Here is a 17,314-nt window from a genome sequence, read left to right on the forward strand (position 1 = left end):
AACACGCGGGCCGTTAGCTCAACGGGCAGAGCAGTGGACTTTTAATCCACGGGTTCAGGGTTCGAGTCCCTGGCGGCCCACCGAAATACCTGGTCAGAGGGTTGCAGGGTGATCTCTCCAAGATCACAGCCACACTTTACCCACACAAAACTACTCTGACTTTCTATCGAAGACCGTTTCCAGCGCCGTGGCCGCATCCTCGGTGACCGCCTTACGGCCCATGTACACGTCCTGTGTCAGCGAGGGCCGCGAGTGACCGAGCTGATCAGCGACCACTCGCGCCGACAAGCCCGCCTCGTCCAGGATCGTGGCCGCGGTCTTGCGGAACACGTGCGAGGTTACCCAGCCGAACTCCTCGGAACCACGTGCTTTCCGAAGGTCCCGACGAGTGTTCGAGGGGTCACGTAAGCCGCCCAAGCTGTCCGGGAAAACGGGCTCGCCGGAAGTGCCTCGCTCAGCTTTGCGCTGTCGAAGCATCTCCACTGCCCAGGAGGGCAGCGGCAAGGTCCGTTCCCCGGAGCTGGACTTGGTCGACTTCCTGACCAGTCCCTTGCCCTTGACCCGGACCACCGTGAAGTTCACCGCGACCAAGCCGCTGTCACAGTCCACCTCGGGCCAACACACGGCCAGAGCCTCCCCGATCCGTACTCCCGTGGCCAGCATGAAGCGAACGAGATCGGGAATGTCCCTGCCACTTGCCGCTTCGTCCGATTCGAGTTGGTCGAGGAACCGTGCCCGCTCGGCCGCCGTCAACGCGCGCGGAGCAGACTTGGGGCCCTCTTCGATCCTCGCCGTTTCCCGTATCGGATTGGTCGAGATCGCCCCGTGCCGCACGGCCAGGCCGAGAACACCGGAAACGACGGTACGACTCGTCTTCGCAGTAGCCGTTCCGCTCTGGTTTCGGAGCGTGGACAAGAACGAATCCACCCGCGGAACCGTGACCTCTTGAACCCGCAGCTCCCCCAATGCGGGGAGAACGTGGCGATCCAGTTGGCTCCGGTACACGTCCACTGTCGTCGGAGAACGTGTTCCCTGCGCGGCGGCCGCCTGCACCGAGTTGAACCACTGCTCGGCGACTTCACGAAACCGTGTGGACGGACTTACGACGTCGGCCACCTGCGAAGTGCGTTCCGTCAAAGCTTGCTTCAGCTCGCGTTGAGCAGCTGCTTTCGTCTTCCCGACCCGTTCGACGGAACGTGTGATCCCATCGAAGTCACGAAATTTCGTCAGGGCCCGCCACATCGCTCCCGAGGGGTATACCCGGATCTTCCCGTGCGAGCCGATCGGCAGTGGTGGGCGTGGCATCAGTTCACCTCCGCGGGTTGTTGGTCGAACCAGGTTTCGACGTCGTCGGGTTTGAAACGCAGGTGTTTGCCGACGCGGCGTCCGGGTGGGCCGGCCCCGCGACTGCGCCATTGGTAGAGGGTTTGCACGGGGATGCCGAGGTAGTCGGCCACGTCGGAGGGGCCCCAGAGGTTGCGCATGGTTAGTTCCTCCGTTTCTCGTGTTCGTAGCGTTGCTGGCGGTCCAGCCGGATCCGGTGGGCGATGGCTTCGGCCAGTTCGGTTTCCTCCGGCGAGTCGTGGCCGACGGAGACCATGTCCCAGTGGTTGATCACGGTGATCTGGTCGTCGGTCACGCCGAGTTCGTCGAGGGCCTGGTGGTGCCGGTAGTCGCGCCGGTCGGCCCGGATGCGCTGGAACGTGGTCGAGTAGTGCTTGGACTTGGACAGGAAGTGCCCGCGGAAGCCGAGCATGTGGGCCCACCGGCGGAGTTTGAGCGCGTCGAGTGGGTCCACCTCGGGGGCCGTGTCGGGACGTAGGTAGTGCTCGCGGGTGGTGCGGGACACCTGGCCGCCGCCGTGGCAGGTCGGGCAGCTACCGGTCCTGGAGTGGCGGGGGCAGCCGTCCCCGGTGTGCGGGTGGTTCGGGTGGCAGTCCGGGCAGGCCACTGGGGCGCCGAGGTCCCAGGCGGTTTGGATGATGCGCCGGTGGTGCGGGTTGATGGCCAGCAGGTCCAGATGCCCTTGCGAGCGGATCGGCTTGTCCACGGCTTCGGCGGTGGAGGTGCCTTTGGTGGCGTATTTGGCCACGTAGGACGACAGCCGATCCTCGGTGATCTCACCCCGCTCGTTTTCGAGCTGGGAGGCGTTGGCCGCGCGGATGGGGCGCACGTCGAGTTGCTCGCCCCAGGTGAGTACGCGCCGCTGCCCGTCGACTTCGGGGGCGGTGACCGACACGGCCCGCGCTGCCGAGCGCACGGCATCGGTGAGGAGTGCGGTGGTGGCCCAGCCCGGGGGCGGGTCGGTGGGACCGTCTGGCCCGTCGAGGCGGAGCACCGCGTGCAGGTGGATCACGCCGCGGCGTTGGTACTCGGCGACTTTGGCATACGACACGCGAGCGTGGTGGCCGATCTCGCGGGAGCCGATCCCGGCGGCCCGGGCCAGATGCCGGCGGAGATAGGTGGTGAACCGGTTCCAGAGCGGGCCGACGTGGGCTTGCCAGAGCACATGCCCGAGGTAGTCGTAGGAGTCCGGATCGATCGGTTGCCCGCGGGCCGGGTCGTGCTCGTGGTGAAACGAGCCGCAGGCACACGGCATGGTCTTGCCCGTTGTCGGGCTCACCCGCCGGTTGTGCACCGCGCCGAAGGAGGGCGCGGTCAGGGTGACGAACACCCGCGGAGCCTCGGCCACGGTGTCGGGAACACCTTTGGAGCCACCCGACAGGCCCGCGCGCAGCAGGTGGAACGCGTCGGCGGCGTAGCGGTCCGAGCAGGCCGGGCAGACCGATTCACGGCGGTTGCCGCAGGGGGTCATGACCTGGCCCGAGCGCGTGGCCAATTCCGCCCCGCTGTGGGCGTCCTGAATGGCCCAGCGGCCGGACAGGTGCACCGGGCGAGTGCAGCCGGCCACCGACTTGACTTTGCGTTTCCAGTCCTCGAAGTCCGGCGAGCGCATCCGGCGGGTCAGCCGGTCCACTTCCGGGGAGACGGGAAGAACCATGCAGCCACCTCCCAACATGAAAAAGGCGGAAACCCCAGGGCACGAAGACCGCGGGGTTTCCGCCGAGCAGTGATCAGAGACGAGTACGGGATCAGGACATCGCGTGCCCGTTGGTGTCGGGCACCGCGAGTTCCTCGGCCAGCTGAGCGGAGGTTCTCTCGGGCAGTTTGGTCAGCCGCTGAATATCGGTCGCACTCAGCGAACGCCCCGAGGAGTAGGCCTCCTCGCGTGCTGTGGTGAGCGTGTTCAACACGGACTCGGGCAGCCGCACCGACGAAGGCCGCACCGGAGCCAATCGCGCCGGCCCCGGTTCCGAGTCCGACTCTGACGGCTCAGACCCCGAGGTTTTATCGGCCAATTCGACCGCTGCCGACTCCGCGGACTCCTCCGGAGCGGTCTCGGAGGGTTCGGGAGTGTCCGAGTCCGGCACCGGCGAGGGCTCGGTTCCCTCCGGAGACGGTTCGGGTTCTGTAGGGGTGTGGTGGTCGGTGGTGTCGTAGCTGTGGTGGATGACCTGCCGTGCTCGGGCTTGGATCACCGGGATGACTTCGGCCAGGCCGTAGACGATGATCGGGATGATGGCGTGGACGGCCAGCGAGCCCAGGTTGAAGGCCCCGTCTCCGGTCAGCGGGGCCAACTGTGGAATGACGTTCATGGCCAGTGTGGAGGCCAACAGCGTGTGTTTCAGCCTCGTCCACCAGGCATGATCCGGTGTGATCCCGTGGGAGAGGATCACGGCCTCGAAGTTGAGCAGCACGATCAACAGCCCGGCGAACATGGGTTCCACGCACCAGGCGGCCCACCACATCGGGTCGGAGATCACCCGGTCTCCGGCAAGGAATTGCTGCACCCCGGTGGTGGTGAACACCAGCCCCAACGCGAGGAACGTCCACAGCCCGGCCAGGGTGCGCTTGCGTGAGGTATCCATCCGTACCGCCACCAGATCCGGGTCCCGGACCAGGCTGCGCAGGTGTCGGGATTCGGCGATGCGCCGTTCCAGATCACTGACCCGACGCGTACGCCCAGTCTGGGAATCAACAGCGGGCTTGGACACGACCGGCCTCCTTATTCACTGTTGCTGGGGGTGAGCAGGGCGAGCACGCCCCGGATGAGCAGGACCAGGACCAGCCCGAGCCCGATCGACCAGGCGGGCCCGGCCAGGGCCCACAGCAGCGCCAGCACGCCGAGCACGAGCAAGGTGGTGGCCAGCAGGCCGAGCAGTCCGCGGCCGGAGAGGTGAAACAGGATCATCGTGTGACCGCCTTTCGGGACGGTTTGGTCTGATACATGCGCTGATCGGCCAGCGCGAGCAGGTCGGATAACTCGCCGGAGTTCGGGCAAGTGGTGGCCGCTCCGACCGATAAGGACAGTTCGATCGGGTGCCCGTCGATCACCCGAGTACCGCGGACGGTGCGGTGAATCTCGGCCGCGCGGGTCTCGGCAACGTGGCCGGCATCGGGGCGGGTTAGCAGCACGGCCAGTTCGTCGCCGTGCAGCCGCACCGGTAACTCTCCCGGTCCGGTGGCCGCCTGTAACTCGGTCGCGATCGTGCGCAGGACCGCATCCCCGGTGCGATGCCCGTGGGTGTCGTTGACGTGTTTGAACCGGTCCACGTCGATCAACAGCACCCCGAGCGGGCTGTTCGAGCGGCGCAGTCGCCGGGCCCGGTGGAAGGCCCGGTGCATCCGGGCGCGGTTGGCCAGCCCGGTCAGCGGGTCGGTGTGCAGCCGATGCCACAGCCGGTGGGCCCAGAGTCCGAGCCCGGAGGTGGACAGGGTGGTTGCGCCCAGGGCGAGTTCTGCCAACATGAAACCTGCCTCCATGAGTGAGGTAGGCCCCGCTCCTGGAACTCTTGCCGGAGGTAGGAGCGGGGCCGTTTGCGTGTTCGAGCGGGTCAGGCGACGTCGAAGTCCTCATCGTCGTCGCCGTCATCCTCGATGTATTCGACATCGAGCGAGCCAGTCTCGGTCTGTTCCGTGTCGGCGGCGTCCGCGGAGTCGGTGCCGGAGCCCGTATCGGTGGGGAAGTCGAGGACGGTGGCGTCTTCGCTGGTGGCGAAGCGGACTAGTTCGGTGATGTCGTCGTCGGTGGTGTAGGCCGCCCGCACCCGCAGGGGCTCTCGTTTGCCGTCTTGTTTGAGGTAGGCCACGCCGGGCATGTACTCGGGGATCTGATCGGCGAAGGCGCCCCGGTCGCGCACGCCTTCCCCGAGGGCCATGTCCACGTACGAGGCCTCTTCCAGCCGCAGGGCGACCGTGGTGGGAAAGAGCCCCCGCATGGGGATCACCTCTTTGGTGGGTTCCTGAGTCGCACCGACCACGCGCCCGCCGAGCGCGCGGAACTGGGTCAGTGCCTTGGACAACAGCTTGACGAACTCGCGGCTGATGTCGCGGTCGGTGTATTCGGTCATGGCGGCCAGCTCGTCCACGATCAGCAGGTCCAACGGGTGCTCGGCCGAGGGAGTCCAGTTACGCAGCCCGGCCCGCCCCATGGCCTCTTTACGCTCGTCCAGGGCGTCGACGTACTCGCGAGTGACGTCAAGGCCGGATTGATCGTCGGTGGCGAACCGGTGGAACAGCTCCGCGCCTTGGCCGAACTCCATACCCCCCTTGGGATCGATCACCCACAGCCGCACCAGCCCGGAGCGGATCCACGGAGCCAGCGCCCGCAGCAGTCCCCACATCCACGAGCCTTTGCCCGCGCCGGTGGCCCCGGCGATGAGGTAGTGAATCCCGCCCACCAGATCCAGCGCGAAGTCACGCCCGTATTCGTCTCGGCCCAGCGGCAGCCGTTCGAGATTCACCGCGGACTCCTCACGGGGCATCTCCGGCAACGGCACCATCAGCGTGTCGAACGGTTCCCGTCGCTGGAAATCCAAGCTGATCATGTTCGGTTTCAGCGTGCGCAGCGTGGCCCGCCGGGCGTTGTAGGCATTCGCCAGGCGGTCCAGGACTTGCTCGAAGTCTTCGGCGGCTTGCCCGTCGAGGATGCGCACCCGCACCGAGTCCCAACACCACGTTGAGCGCACCGCCAGCAGTGTCGGCACCAGGCTCTGCCCGTGCCGGTTGGAGCTAGCCAGCCCGCAGCGGAAGGCCACATCGGCCCACTTACGCCGATACACCGCCCACCGGCGCCACCAGGCCCGCAGCAACCGCCCGGCGAATCGGTCGAAGGTGGGCCGGTCCAGCACCGCCCACGAGGCACCGGCCACCACGGCGACCCCGGCGCCGATCAGCATCGTGTGAAACCCGATGTAGCAGCCGGTGATCCCGACCGCGGCCAGCGACCCCACCGACCGGGGGTGGCGCAGGAGGAACCCGATCGCCACCCGAGCCGGAGTCCGCTCCGTATCCCCAGCGTTGACGCGCGTCTCCCGCACCGCCACACACCCCTTTCCAGACACAAAAAAGGGGCACCCAGCCTTGTCGAGAAGACCGAGTGCCCCGTTCCGTATTCGCGTTACTGCCGTCGTTGGCTCATTTCCAACTGCGAGATCACATTACCGGTGCGAGTTTTCAAGGTCGTCAACGAATTACCGATCCCCTTCGGGACGCCGAACTTACGCAACGCCTGATTCAACGTGGCCATCGAGGCATCCACCTTCTTCGCCATCTTGTGGATATCATCACTGCCGCGCAGCCCCATCACTTGTATCCCTTCGCTACCGACTGCCCGCCCTTTTTACCGATCGCGTCCCGCACGCGTTTGATCGAGTCCTGGGCCTTGCTCACCATGTCCACAGTTTCGTTGAACTGGCGCTTTTCGGAGAACTCCTCTTCCAGTGAATACACCTGGTTGAGCTGCCCGTGCAGATCATCCATGAGCTTGCCGATCAGATGCAGCCTGTTCACCGCCGGAGTGTTCATCTTGATTTTCGGCACCCCACGGCCCACCGGAACCGTTGCCACTGGTCACCCTCCTTCTCAGTTGCACCCGTGCTTGATGCGCCAGTCGTACTCGGCGAAACTCGCCACCACGTCCGCCACCCGCGGACTCAACCGCACATCCGCCCGAACAAGATCACGCTGCTCGTTGTCTTCCGCATGAACCCGACGCACGTAGCGATACCACGCCGCATTCACACTTGCGATGAATTCCTCTTCCGCACTGTCCATATTCGCCCCTCGTAGAACTTCTTCCCGAACCGAGTCGGCCCCACACAGCCCGCACCGTGACAACCAAGCATCACCGCGCGTCCTTTCCATCCAGCTCGTCAAGCACACCCTCCAACCGGTCAATGACCGCCTCCTGATCAGAGGCCGCAAACGGCAACCACGTCGCCACCTCCGGACGACCCCGCCCCAGCAGGCGACTCAACCGCTCCACATCCGCCTGCACCGCACGCGCCCGCTCGAGCAGCTCCGCCACGATCTCCCGATGCCGCACCACCGAAGACTCCCCCGAGACCACGAACCATCACCCCTTTCCCGTGATCATCACTGCCGCGCACACCGGGTGCACATGATCTGCGTCGAATCCGACAACGGGGTGCCACAACCACCCGCACATGTGGCCGTGAACGACAAACCACCCCGAACACGACGCAGCACCCCGACCTGCTTGGCCAGGTCTTCAACCTCGTCATCACCTGTGATAAACATGAAGCCCTCCTACTGTTGGGAGAGCCCGGCCAGAAAACTGCCGCAGGGGATCTGGCCGGGCACACTACTCAACTGACGGACATCCGTTCCCAGAAACCCGATCAGAATCCCGAATCAACACCGCTCACACCGTGCTCGATTCACAAAAACCGTCGCCGGAGTGCGCATACAACCACCGGTCGCAATGACACGCCGGGCAATACCGCAACGACACAGAACCTCCTTTCCATCGGGGAACCATGAAAACCCCCGGCCACACCACGCAGCCGGGAGTCAACACCATTCCCCGGCGCCCAAAGCGCCAGGAAAAAGACACAGCTCGGCCCCACTATGGAATTCTCAAACAACCATGCCCGAACGGGCGGAAAAACTAATCAGGGAAATGTGAACCGGATCGGCGTATCAGCGGACCGGCTTGATCCCGGTGGCCTTCCACGACAGCCCCGACGTGGTGCCATTGCCGAAATCGTTCTGCCAGTGCGACACCCGCGGGTTGATCAACTCCACCCGCGTACCGTCTTCGATCTCCTCGGGCTCGGTCTCCAGAGTCACCTTGATCTCCTCGCCCTTGCCCCGAGCCTTGCCGTTCTCGTCCAGCGGCTTGGCGAACAGACTGACCACGTACTGCGTGGCCCCGTGATAATCGGTAGCAACCACCTCGTTGCCGTGCTCATCCAACCGGGTCTTCATCGTCGGCTCTTCGGAGACCTGCAACTTGTAGCCCTCCAGAAGCACCGGGATGTTTCGCAGCATGGCTCAATACCTCCGTTGTTCGTTGCCGACATATTCCAATATACATCGGACTATATTGGTCTGCAAGGGGGTGTGCCCCAATGAGCTATGTCGGTGTGGGTCGCCTTGGTTAGACTGTTTGCCATGGAGCAGGAAACCCCAGGGCTTGCCGCGTATCAGCGTGTCGCCGAGACCATCAAGCGCGAGATCCGCTCAGGTGCGTTGAGTCCTGGCGACCGCCTTCCCAGCAACCGCGGAGTCGCCGAGAAGTACGAGGTGGCACTCGGGACCGCGCAGAAGGCGTTGAGCGCCCTGGAGGAAGACGGTTGGATCACGACAACCCCCTCCGTGGGCACGTTCGTGAACTCGGTCCCTGCCGAACCCGCACAGAAGAGTGAGGACCTCGCTTCGGCCGTCGCCGAACTGCGCGCCACTGTCGCGGACCTGTCCGCCCGCCTGGACGCTCTCGAGCAGCAGCGGTAAGCCCGCTCCCGAAGGTCGTTCCATCGCGCTGTCATGGTTCCAGGTTCCCGCGATCAACGGGACGTATTCACCGCATGACAGGACGTTTTGGGACGTCTCGGCTATGATCGTGACGTCCCCGGACGTACTTGGAAGGCAGCGATGCCCCCGAACGAACGGTTACGAGACGCCCTGCTCAAACAGGGGATAACCCCGTCCGAACTGGCCGACCAACTTCAGGTGGATCCGAAAACCGCCGAGCGGTGGGTCACCACCGGGCGTAAGCCACATGCGCGAACACGGCACGCGATCGCCGCGAAACTCGGGGAGATGGAACGCTACCTGTGGCCCGGTGCTGTCTCGGAGGACAAGGCGCAGCAGGTCAGTGAGTCCGAGATGGTCAAGCTGTACCCGCATCGCAACGCGGTACCCGACGACCTGTGGGACCGGTTGCTCGGTGCGGCGACGTCCCATGTGGACATGCTGGTCTACGTGGGCATGTTCATGACCGAGAAGCCGACTCTGTTGGAACAGCTTAGGGACAAGGCCGCCAACGGAGCACGGGTCCGGTTGCTGTTCGGAGACCGCGACAGCGACGCCGTGATTCAACGCAGCTTGGACGAGGGAATCGGGCGGAACACGATCTCGGCCAAAATCGACCACGCGTTGGCCTTCTTCAAACCTCTGGCCGACACTCCGGGCATAGAGATCCGCACGCACGCGACGGTGCTGTACAACTCGATCTACCGCTTCGATGACGAGATGATCGTCAACCCGCACGTGTTCGGCAAACTCGCCGCCCACGCGCCGGCCATGCATGTTCGCCGTCTCTCCGCGGGTGACCTGTTCAGCACCTACGCGGACAGTTTCGACGTCGTCTGGGACGGCGCTTCGGCGTTGACGTGAGAGGCAGGCACCATGAGCAAGCGGGACTACTACGGCGATCCGAATGCCCCGAGCGCCAACAGCCTGGTGGTGGCCGTGGCCGTGGTGGTCCGCGACGAGTCCGGCCGTGTGCTGTTGATCGAGCGCACCGACAACGGGCTGTGGGCGCTGCCCGGCGGGGCGCAGGATCTTGGTGAGACCACCCGCGAGGCCGCCGTCCGTGAGGTCGCCGAGGAGACCGGGCTGACCGTGGAGGTCACCGACATCGTCGGCATCTACTCCGACCCGCGGCACGTGATCGCCTACGACGACGGTGAGGTCCGCCAGGAGTTCTCGATCGTGTTCACTGCCCGGCCGATGGAGGGTCGACTACGACCCAGCGGGGAGAGCCGCCGGGTGCACTGGATCCGATCCGACGAGCTGGACGCGCTGACCATGCACCCCACCATGCGGATGCGCATCGACCACGCGTTGCAGCAGCGTTCCGGGCCATATCTCAGCTGACCGCCGCGGACTCCAGACGTGTACGCGTGCGGTCCACGGCCGCGAGCAGTTCCGGTGAGCCATCGGTGATGAACCGGGTGACCAGATGCTCCGGGCCGTAGCGCTGTTGAATCTCGGCGATGCGGTCCCGCGCATCCACCTCCGTGCCGTCCGGAGTGGTGTTCAAATCGCAGTACCACAACGCGTCACGAAGGACGCCGCCTTCATCGACGAAGTCCGCGAGTTCGTCCGACAGCCCGCGGAGTTCGGCTTCCAGCACCGCGTACGAGTGGTGCGCGACCAGATGCACCAGACGAGCCGGAGCCCCGATTTCCCGGAGGAAGACCGCCCCGTCTAGCGGGTGGAAACCCGTCGTGGCCAAGTCCGGGGCGTAGCCCACATCGTGCAGGACCGCAGCAGCCTCCAACAGATCAGCATCCTCGCCGGAGACCGGACGAAGTCCCCGAGCTCGTTCGGCCACGCCCTGAACATGCGACCAACGTCGCGGCAGAGTCTCCGCCAACTTGTCCCGCGAGATCTCGAACGCCCACGCATACAACGTCATAGCTCGACCCTATCCATCAGAACCGACACCCGGATGGGCAAATCGTGGATGACCACCGATCGATCCAGTCCCAGCGTGCGTGTGTTTAGAGTTTCTTTTCTTCATCAAGGGCGGCCCCTGCCGGGGCCGCCTGCCTGCTTGCCCGGTGCGTCCAGGGAGAGCCGCCCGCCCGCTTGTCTGGTGCGGTCGGCCAGGCCGACGCCGGGCGTGCGGCTGGCGCCGGTCCCGGCGCCGGCGGCCGACCGCCAAGCGGTGGGCGGGCGGCTTCCCGGACGCGTAGCGGAAGGCAGGCGGCCCGAGACCACGGCAGGGGCCGCCGAGGAGAACTCGCCCGTACGTCCACCGGAGGGCCGGGCACCGTGGTCGGTCGGGAAGCAGTGACGAAGCAGGTGTGGTCCCGCCGCGGACTCCCTCACCCGGCTACTTCCTACGGCCAGCCCGCCGAGCCAGCGGCGTAGCCACTCACCCAGCTGGGCTCATTTGTTGGTCGGATCTTGGTGCTCAGTTGTTTCTGCGGACGAGTCCGGTGTATCCGGCCACGAACAGGGTGGCGAAGGCCCAGCCGAGGATGGTGAGCAGGTACTTGCCGAGGTAGAGAGTCTGGCCCAAGCCGGTGGTGGTGGCGATCTCACAGCGTTTCCCGCCGCCGGTTTTCAGCAGCGGAACGGCGGTGTCGATGCCGAGCCCGATGCTTTCAGCCACCGAGCACGGCCCGGTGTTGGGATGGGCCCGCACGGCTAGGCCGAGCGCTCCGGCCAGCAGCACCAGCCCCACGGTGGTCGCGCAGAGTCCGGCCAGGTAGCCCAGGGCGCGGAAGGGGCGGTGCCCGTAGCCGATGAAGGCCCCGCTGCACCGGTGTAACAACCTGCGAAACCACCCACCGAGATCACCTCGGCGACGCAAGTCACGCTGCTGGGCGATGAGGATCTCGCGGACCTCCCGATCGTGCCCGGCCGCCCGGTACACACTGGCCAACTGCTGATACGGCTGCGCCGCATACCCCACGGTGTGCTTCCGCAGTACCCGTAGCCACTCGCCGTACGTCGCAAAACGAGGTATGAACGGATACCGCAACCCGTCCACACGCACCCGCAACAGCTCGCCAGACTCGGCGACCAACCCATCCAACAGTATGCCCAGACCCCCGGATACCTGGGCACCCCGCAGAGTCAGCACCAAATAGTTCTCGCCAGTGTTGCCCACATTTGTCAAGACCATGACCAGGTCCCCAGAAACACTGGCCCCGGGCAGTCGCACCGTGCCATCGTTGTTGTCGGAGTTGGCGGTGAAGCCCTCATCGAGGAATACGTCGCTGTCGACGGTGAGGGTGTCGGCGTTCAGGGCGGGCCCGTTGGGGGCGGTCAACCGCGCCTCACGCAGGCTGAGTTGCCCGGTGATGTTGGCCCCGGGCAGCCGCAGCGTGCCGAGATAGCTACCGCTGCTGGCAACGAAGCCTTTGTTGAGGAGCACACTGCTGCCGACGGTGAGGGTGTCGGCGTTCAGGGCGGGCCCGTTGGTGGCGATCAATTCCGCCCCGGACAGGCTGAGTTGTCCGGTGATGTTGGCCCTGGGCAGTCGCACCGTGCCATCGTTGTTGTCGGAGTTGGCGGTGAAGCCCTCATCGAGGAATACGTCGCTGTCGACGGTGAGGGTGTCGGCGTTCAGGGCGGGCCCGTTGGGGGCGGTCAACCGCGCCTCACGCAGGCTGAGTTGCCCGGTGATGTTGGCCCCGGGCAGCCGCAGCGTGCCATCGTTGCTGTCGGAGTTGGCGGTGAAGCCCTCATCGAGGAGCACACTGCTGCCGACGGTGAGGGTGTCGGCGTTCAGGGCGGGCCCGTTGGTGGCGATCAATTCCGCCCCGGACAGGCTGAGTTGCCCAGTGATGTTGGCCCCGGGCAGCCGCAGCGTGCCATCGTTGCTGTCGGAGTTGGCGGTGAAGCCCTCATCGAGGAATACGTCGCTGTCGACGGTGAGGGTCTCAGCGTTCAGGGCGGGCCCGTTGGTGGCGATCAACCGCGCCTCACGCAGGCTGAGTTGCCCAGTGATGTTGGCCCCGGGCAGCCGCAGCGTGCCGAGGTAGCTATCGCTGCTGGCGGTGAACCCCTCATCGAGAAAGAAATCACCGCCAATGATGACTCCTTCCATATCCAGAGCAGGTTTATCGGCTGCGATCAGTTGAGCATCGCTGAGGCTGAGGTTTCCGGTGATGTTGGCATCCACCAGACTCAACCACTCGCAACGACCCCCCCGAAGGCGGACGTCGTGTTCGCAGACGAGGTCGTCGGCGTCCAGAGCTGGAAACCGGCTTCCGGACAGGTCCAGATGTGGAAGATGGGCCCGCGTGGCCTCGATACTTTCGTCGAACTCGCACTGGTGCAGCATCAACGGCGCGGCGGCCCGCACATCGGTGAGGTCCAGTTCTCCGGTGATGTGCGCGCCCTGCAGTCGCACTCCCCGCGGGTCGATGTTCTCGGCATCCGAGCCAAACAGCAACTTGCGGATCGCAGTTGCCGGAATCTCGCGCTCGGTCTCGTCGCTGACGTCGAGCAGTTCACCCGCCCGCGCGGCGTTGGCCAATCGATTTTCCAGCGACACCGCCTCAGACACCATGCCAAGATCATAGTTAGCCAGACCCCATGCCGGGGCCTGTTCACCTCAAACAGCTACAGCCACACTTTTCCCACACAAAACGACGACAGACGACGAGTGCTGACCAGCCACAGTGATCAGTGCGGTGCCAGTATCGGACCAGGTGACAGCGGGTGTCGGCACCCACCGGCAAACAACGGCAGGAACCGACCCGCTACTCCACGGGTTCAGGGTTCGAGTCCCTGGCGGCCCACCGAAATCCCTGTTCAGAGGGTTGCAGGGTGTTAGGCGGCGAAGCCGCATCCCCCTTTTATCCCCCCGAAACATTCGGGTCTTCTATATCCAAGGCTGACTCCAGGGCCTCAGCTGCGTCCCGGTCGAGGGATTGACGCCCCATGTACACGTCCTGAGTCAGCGACGGCCGCGAGTGCCCCAGTTGATCAGCGATCCGGCGAGCACTCAACCCCGCCTCGTCCAACACCGTCGCCGCAGTCTTGCGGAACACGTGCGAAGTCACCCAGGCGAAACCGTCGTTCCCTCGCGCATTGCGAAGGCCCCGCCGGGTGTTGAACTCGGCAACCTCGTAGGCCCACACGAACAACATCATGTGAAGGAGCGTATTGGTCTGCACCGGCAACCTCGAGCAAGAAAGTAGATCTTGCGCGGGAGTGCTCGCAAGTACAGGATAGCGCTGTGGTTGAGCAGCGGATCGAGGTGTCAGTGCAGGCATCTCCGGGTGATCAAGGTGAATGGACCGAGTTGGCGCACCGATGTGAGCAGATTGGATGTCGAGCGCTGCTCGTTTCTGACCATCCCGGTATCGGCCCTTCCCCTTTCGTGGCACTAGCCGCCGCTGCGGTCGCCACGTCAACGTTGCGGTTAGGTAGCTATGTCGTGAACACCGGAGTGCGTCATCCGCTGTTTATTGCCGCTGACGTGTCCACACTCGACGTCGTTTCGAACGGGCGAGCCGAAGTAGGACTAGGCGCTGGTCATACCCCGGCTGAATGGGAAATGACTGGGTATCAACGTCCTGCACCGGCCGACCGGGTACAACGGCTACATACAGTCGCATCCGCGGTGCGCACCTTGCTCGACGGGGGAATTGTTCCAGCTTCCGAGCTGGATGCATTGACCGACGTGGTTTTGGACGGGCCTCGACCGGTGCAGCAACGGGTGCCCCTGCTGGTGGGTGGGGGGAATCCAGCATTACTCCGTTGGGGTGGTGCGCATGCTGATGCTGTGGGCTTATCCGGGCTGGGACGGACCTTGCCCGACGGGCATTCACACACGGTGTCCTGGTCACCCGGTCAGGTTGATAACCATGTAGCACTGGTCCAACACGGTGCCGATACCGCTGGTGCGGCTATGCCGCCCGTGGAGCTTCTAGTGCAGCAGATCATCATTACCGATGATCGCGAGGCAGCGGCGGAGCCCTTAGCGGAACGACTGAATATTCCGGTCCGGGATCTGTTAGCTGTGCCATACCTGTGGATCGGCACGGTGGCTGAGATCGTTGAGCAACTCCAGCGCGCCTGGCACAGGTGGGGTATCAGGCGATGGGTTGTACGAGCCGATGCCCTAGACGATCTTGCCAGTATCTTGGCTGCCCTTTGATACGTACACAGCGGGACCATCCACTACCCATGCTGTAGCAAGCGCTCACGATACTGTCTGTGAGAACTTTCTGTACGTCTTCAAGCCGCCCCGCGAGGCGGGGCGGGACGCGGCCAAGAGCCGGGCGACCTGGCGCGCCGCTCCGCAGGCTGCGCTCTGCGCCGGACGGTCGCGCCCGGATTGGCTCGCGGAAGAAGCACCCACGCGGGGCGGAGTTGAAGCGGAATCCAGTTGCGCACACCATGGCTGTCCGACCGGGTGCGCTTGGTAGGCCCCCATCCCGCTGTCGCCGCATTGTCAAAGCCGGGAACATCGGAGTAAACCCACTGCTTACGTAGGTGGCCGGCTTTCGAACAGGCCCGCCAGTGAGCGATCGGTGCCAGTGGCCATAGCGGTGGGACGACACCGATAACCCCGGCAGTGAGGTGGCAAGGACAGCAGGATGGAAGCGCATGCGCGTCGGCGGCCAGCGGCGTGCGGCCCCATCTTTGCCCCAGGAAACGACGAGAGAGGACGCCGGTGGATCATCCTCAGTGGTCATTTGCACGTGTTATGCATGCAGCTCATGCCCGTTGCCGCCTGCCAACGCGAAACACTGGCAAGCACCTGTTGATACTCCACGGGTTCGGGGTTCGAGTCCCTGGCGTCCCACCGAAACTCCTGGTCAGCGAGATTCACTGGTAATCGACCAAGATCACGAGTGCACTTTAGGTGCACAAAACTCGTGAACTAGTTATCGATGGCCCGTTCCAGCGCATCAGCCGCACCACCGCTGCCAGCCTTACGACCCAGGTACACATCCTGAGTCATCGACGGCCGCGAGTGCCCCAGCTGGTCGGCGATGTGACGAGCACTCAAGCCCGCCTCGTCCAGCGTCGTGGCGTTCTCGGCTGCTTCCGCTTCGGCGTTCTCGGCCGCTTCCGCGGCGACCTCGGCACGGATCGCGGCATGTCTGGTACGGCGGTTCGCCCGGTCGTCCTCGGTTTTCGTCATGTTCCGGCCTCCTTGTTCTCCAGATGGTCGCGCAGGTCGGCCCCGCGCGTTTTCCGGGCCGTGACCCCGGAGAAGTCCGCGGGGTCAACGATGACGGTGATTACGAACTCGGCGCTCGCGGAGTAACCGATGATCCGGATGTAGCTCGCTCGGCTTTTCGGGTCAGGATCACGCAGCACCCGGTTCGAGTCCGCAGCCGCATTGCCAGGATGTCCGGCTGTCCACCGGGGCCGGTGTGGAGATCGCGATGTCGCGGGAGCGGGCGAGGGAGACAATAAGCCCCCTGAGTGCGCAGCTGGGGATTCAGCCCTCGGGCGACGAGACGGACAGCAGGCTCGCGCTGCCCGACGACCATCCGTTGTGGGCGCAGCACGCGCTCCGTGAACGGGGGAACGACTACCTGGGGTGGAACGAACACGGGGACATTTCCGTGGCCGAGGCTTTCTACCACCCAGTCGCGGCGGCAAGGCGAAAGTGCTCCTGGACCTGCTGATCGCCCACCCGGTGCAGCGCGTCCCCACGGGAGCGTTCGCGGTGGCCCCCGGCCTTCCCGGCGGAGGACCACCGCTCGCCCCCGGGAAGGCCCGGCCCGGCGACGGGCCGGGCCGTTAGCTCACCACGGAACGGACGTCCCGTCCCAGGAGAAGAACTGGCCGCTGGGGCCGTCGTCGTCCAGCAGCGCCAGCCGGACCGCCTGCTCGGCGGCCTCGCCCGGGTCTCCGCCGTCGCGCGCCGCCCTGGCGTTGAGCTCGGTGGCCCGCAGCCCGGGGGCGAGCGCGTTCACCTTGAAGCCCTCCCCGGCGAGGCTCTGCGCGTGGAGAACGGTCAGCGCGTTGAGCGCTGCCTTCGACGAGCGGTAGGCGGCGGCACCACCTCCTCCGGTCGCGAACTGGGGGTTGGTGTCCGTGCTCCACGTCAGCGACCCGGTGCCGCTGGAGACGTTGACCACGCGCGGGTGCTCCGAGCGCCGCAGCGCTGGGAGGAAGGCGTTGGTGACCTCCAGCACGCCGAACACGTTGGTCTCGTAGACGCGCCGGAACTCCTCCGCCCCGGACTCGGGGGCCTCCGCGAAGGAGTCCGAGATCCCGGCGTTGTTGACCAGGACGTCCAGCGCGCCCACCGCGCCGGCGGCTTCGGCGATGCTGGCGGAGTCGGTGACGTCCAGCCGCACGAGCCGGGCGTCACCGCCGAGCTCCTCGACGGTTCGGCGGCCGCGCTCCTCGTCGCGGGAACCGAGGTGGACCGTCATCCCGGTGGAGAGCAGCTGCCTGGCGATTTCCTTGCCGATACCCTTGTTGGCGCCGGTGACCAGAGCTGTCGAATGCCTCATGCCTCCGACGGTTCCAGCCGACCCCCGGCTCAGCCAGGGACGAACGATCCCCCCGT

Annotated in this window: 20 protein-coding genes, 1 tRNA gene and 3 pseudogenes; 5 read left to right on the plus strand and 19 right to left on the minus strand. The window is 65.3% G+C overall.

Annotation, left to right across the window (positions count from 1 at the left end; genetic code table 11):
- Positions 1 to 7 precede the first annotated feature (7 nt).
- A tRNA-Lys gene (locus G9Q41_RS04835) sits at positions 8 to 80 on the plus strand.
- 70 nt (positions 81 to 150) lie between these two features.
- On the opposite strand, the gene G9Q41_RS04840 is transcribed toward G9Q41_RS04835, so the two are convergent.
- From G9Q41_RS04840 to G9Q41_RS04895, 13 genes and pseudogenes are all read right to left on the minus strand, one after another.
- The gene (locus tag G9Q41_RS04840) at positions 151 to 915 is read right to left on the minus strand and encodes a site-specific integrase (RefSeq protein ID WP_242687133.1); all 765 of its coding nucleotides are present in this window, start codon (positions 913 to 915) and stop codon (positions 151 to 153) included.
- 3 nt (positions 916 to 918) lie between these two features.
- Positions 919 to 1,305, minus strand: a pseudogene (locus G9Q41_RS22590) (site-specific integrase); the annotation flags it as partial.
- A complete protein-coding gene (locus G9Q41_RS04845) occupies positions 1,305 to 1,484 on the minus strand; it encodes a helix-turn-helix domain-containing protein (protein WP_092525590.1) in 180 nt (59 codons plus the stop codon). The gene G9Q41_RS04845 and the pseudogene G9Q41_RS22590, both read right to left, overlap by 1 nt.
- A gap of 2 nt (positions 1,485 to 1,486) precedes the next feature.
- Positions 1,487 to 3,001, minus strand: coding sequence for a replication initiator (locus G9Q41_RS04850; RefSeq protein ID WP_207630571.1), 1,515 nt, complete (start codon positions 2,999 to 3,001; stop codon positions 1,487 to 1,489).
- A gap of 91 nt (positions 3,002 to 3,092) precedes the next feature.
- On the minus strand, positions 3,093 to 4,055 hold the full coding sequence (locus G9Q41_RS04855) for a hypothetical protein (protein ID WP_207630570.1): 963 nt from the start codon (positions 4,053 to 4,055) through the stop codon (positions 3,093 to 3,095).
- An 11-nt stretch (positions 4,056 to 4,066) separates the two neighbouring features.
- Positions 4,067 to 4,252: a hypothetical protein gene (locus G9Q41_RS04860; RefSeq protein WP_165631973.1), complete on the minus strand. Its 186-nt coding sequence runs from the start codon at positions 4,250 to 4,252 to the stop codon at positions 4,067 to 4,069.
- Entirely contained in the window at positions 4,249 to 4,809 is a 561-nt protein-coding gene (locus tag G9Q41_RS04865) for a GGDEF domain-containing protein (protein ID WP_165631972.1), read from the minus strand. Before G9Q41_RS04865 ends, G9Q41_RS04860 begins: the two co-directional genes overlap by 4 nt.
- An 86-nt stretch (positions 4,810 to 4,895) precedes the next feature.
- Entirely contained in the window at positions 4,896 to 6,380 is a 1,485-nt protein-coding gene (locus tag G9Q41_RS22595) for an FtsK/SpoIIIE domain-containing protein (protein WP_165631971.1), read from the minus strand.
- An 80-nt stretch (positions 6,381 to 6,460) separates the two neighbouring features.
- Complete coding sequence (locus G9Q41_RS04875) at positions 6,461 to 6,646, minus strand: hypothetical protein (protein WP_165631970.1); 186 nt, start codon at positions 6,644 to 6,646, stop codon at positions 6,461 to 6,463.
- Positions 6,646 to 6,852 carry a hypothetical protein gene (locus tag G9Q41_RS04880; RefSeq protein WP_165631969.1) on the minus strand — a complete coding sequence of 69 codons (207 nt, stop codon included), beginning with the start codon at positions 6,850 to 6,852 and terminating at the stop codon, positions 6,646 to 6,648. Before G9Q41_RS04880 ends, G9Q41_RS04875 begins: the two co-directional genes overlap by 1 nt.
- Positions 6,853 to 6,924: 72 nt before the next feature.
- Positions 6,925 to 7,116, minus strand: coding sequence for a hypothetical protein (locus G9Q41_RS04885; protein ID WP_165631968.1), 192 nt, complete (start codon positions 7,114 to 7,116; stop codon positions 6,925 to 6,927).
- 70 nt (positions 7,117 to 7,186) lie between these two features.
- The gene (locus G9Q41_RS04890; protein ID WP_165631967.1) at positions 7,187 to 7,390 is read right to left on the minus strand and encodes a hypothetical protein; all 204 of its coding nucleotides are present in this window, start codon (positions 7,388 to 7,390) and stop codon (positions 7,187 to 7,189) included.
- Between the two features lie 614 nt (positions 7,391 to 8,004).
- Positions 8,005 to 8,355 (minus strand): hypothetical protein, encoded by a 351-nt coding sequence (locus G9Q41_RS04895; RefSeq protein WP_165631966.1) that lies wholly within the window; start codon positions 8,353 to 8,355, stop codon positions 8,005 to 8,007.
- Between the two features lie 123 nt (positions 8,356 to 8,478).
- Here G9Q41_RS04895 and G9Q41_RS04900 point away from each other — a divergent pair, with 123 nt between their 5' ends.
- The 3 genes from G9Q41_RS04900 to G9Q41_RS04910 all read left to right on the plus strand — a co-directional run bounded on the left by G9Q41_RS04900 (position 8,479) and on the right by G9Q41_RS04910 (position 10,185).
- On the plus strand, positions 8,479 to 8,817 hold the full coding sequence (locus tag G9Q41_RS04900; protein ID WP_092527902.1) for a GntR family transcriptional regulator: 339 nt from the start codon (positions 8,479 to 8,481) through the stop codon (positions 8,815 to 8,817).
- Positions 8,818 to 8,958: 141 nt separating this feature from the next.
- Positions 8,959 to 9,702 carry a helix-turn-helix domain-containing protein gene (locus G9Q41_RS04905; protein WP_165631965.1) on the plus strand — a complete coding sequence of 248 codons (744 nt, stop codon included), beginning with the start codon at positions 8,959 to 8,961 and terminating at the stop codon, positions 9,700 to 9,702.
- Positions 9,703 to 9,714: 12 nt separating this feature from the next.
- Positions 9,715 to 10,185, plus strand: a complete 471-nt coding sequence (locus G9Q41_RS04910; RefSeq protein ID WP_165631964.1) for an NUDIX domain-containing protein — start codon at positions 9,715 to 9,717, stop codon at positions 10,183 to 10,185.
- On the opposite strand, the gene G9Q41_RS04915 is transcribed toward G9Q41_RS04910, so the two are convergent.
- The 3 genes and pseudogenes from G9Q41_RS04915 to G9Q41_RS04925 form a co-directional block, all read right to left on the minus strand.
- A complete protein-coding gene (locus G9Q41_RS04915) occupies positions 10,178 to 10,729 on the minus strand; it encodes an HD domain-containing protein (RefSeq protein WP_142074787.1) in 552 nt (183 codons plus the stop codon). The genes G9Q41_RS04910 and G9Q41_RS04915 overlap by 8 nt on opposite strands.
- Positions 10,730 to 11,230: 501 nt before the next feature.
- Complete coding sequence (locus G9Q41_RS04920) at positions 11,231 to 13,339, minus strand: hypothetical protein (protein ID WP_165631963.1); 2,109 nt, start codon at positions 13,337 to 13,339, stop codon at positions 11,231 to 11,233.
- 289 nt (positions 13,340 to 13,628) lie between these two features.
- Positions 13,629 to 13,886: pseudogene (locus G9Q41_RS04925) on the minus strand (tyrosine-type recombinase/integrase); the annotation flags it as partial.
- Between the two features lie 125 nt (positions 13,887 to 14,011).
- On the opposite strand from G9Q41_RS04925, the gene G9Q41_RS04930 reads away from it, so the two are divergent.
- Complete coding sequence (locus G9Q41_RS04930) at positions 14,012 to 14,935, plus strand: LLM class flavin-dependent oxidoreductase (RefSeq protein WP_207630569.1); 924 nt, start codon at positions 14,012 to 14,014, stop codon at positions 14,933 to 14,935.
- Between the two features lie 729 nt (positions 14,936 to 15,664).
- Here the strand turns inward: G9Q41_RS04930 and G9Q41_RS22600 are convergent.
- The 3 genes and pseudogenes from G9Q41_RS22600 to G9Q41_RS04945 all read right to left on the minus strand — a co-directional run.
- A pseudogene (locus G9Q41_RS22600) lies at positions 15,665 to 15,817 on the minus strand (site-specific integrase); the annotation flags it as partial.
- A gap of 107 nt (positions 15,818 to 15,924) precedes the next feature.
- Entirely contained in the window at positions 15,925 to 16,107 is a 183-nt protein-coding gene (locus G9Q41_RS04940; RefSeq protein ID WP_207630568.1) for a hypothetical protein, read from the minus strand.
- 434 nt (positions 16,108 to 16,541) lie between these two features.
- Positions 16,542 to 17,258, minus strand: coding sequence for an SDR family oxidoreductase (locus G9Q41_RS04945; RefSeq protein ID WP_165631962.1), 717 nt, complete (start codon positions 17,256 to 17,258; stop codon positions 16,542 to 16,544).
- Positions 17,259 to 17,314 lie beyond the last annotated feature (56 nt).

The sequence above is a fragment of the Actinopolyspora sp. BKK2 genome, assembly GCF_011291845.1.
Classification (GTDB): Bacteria; Actinomycetota; Actinomycetes; order Mycobacteriales; family Pseudonocardiaceae; genus Actinopolyspora; species Actinopolyspora saharensis.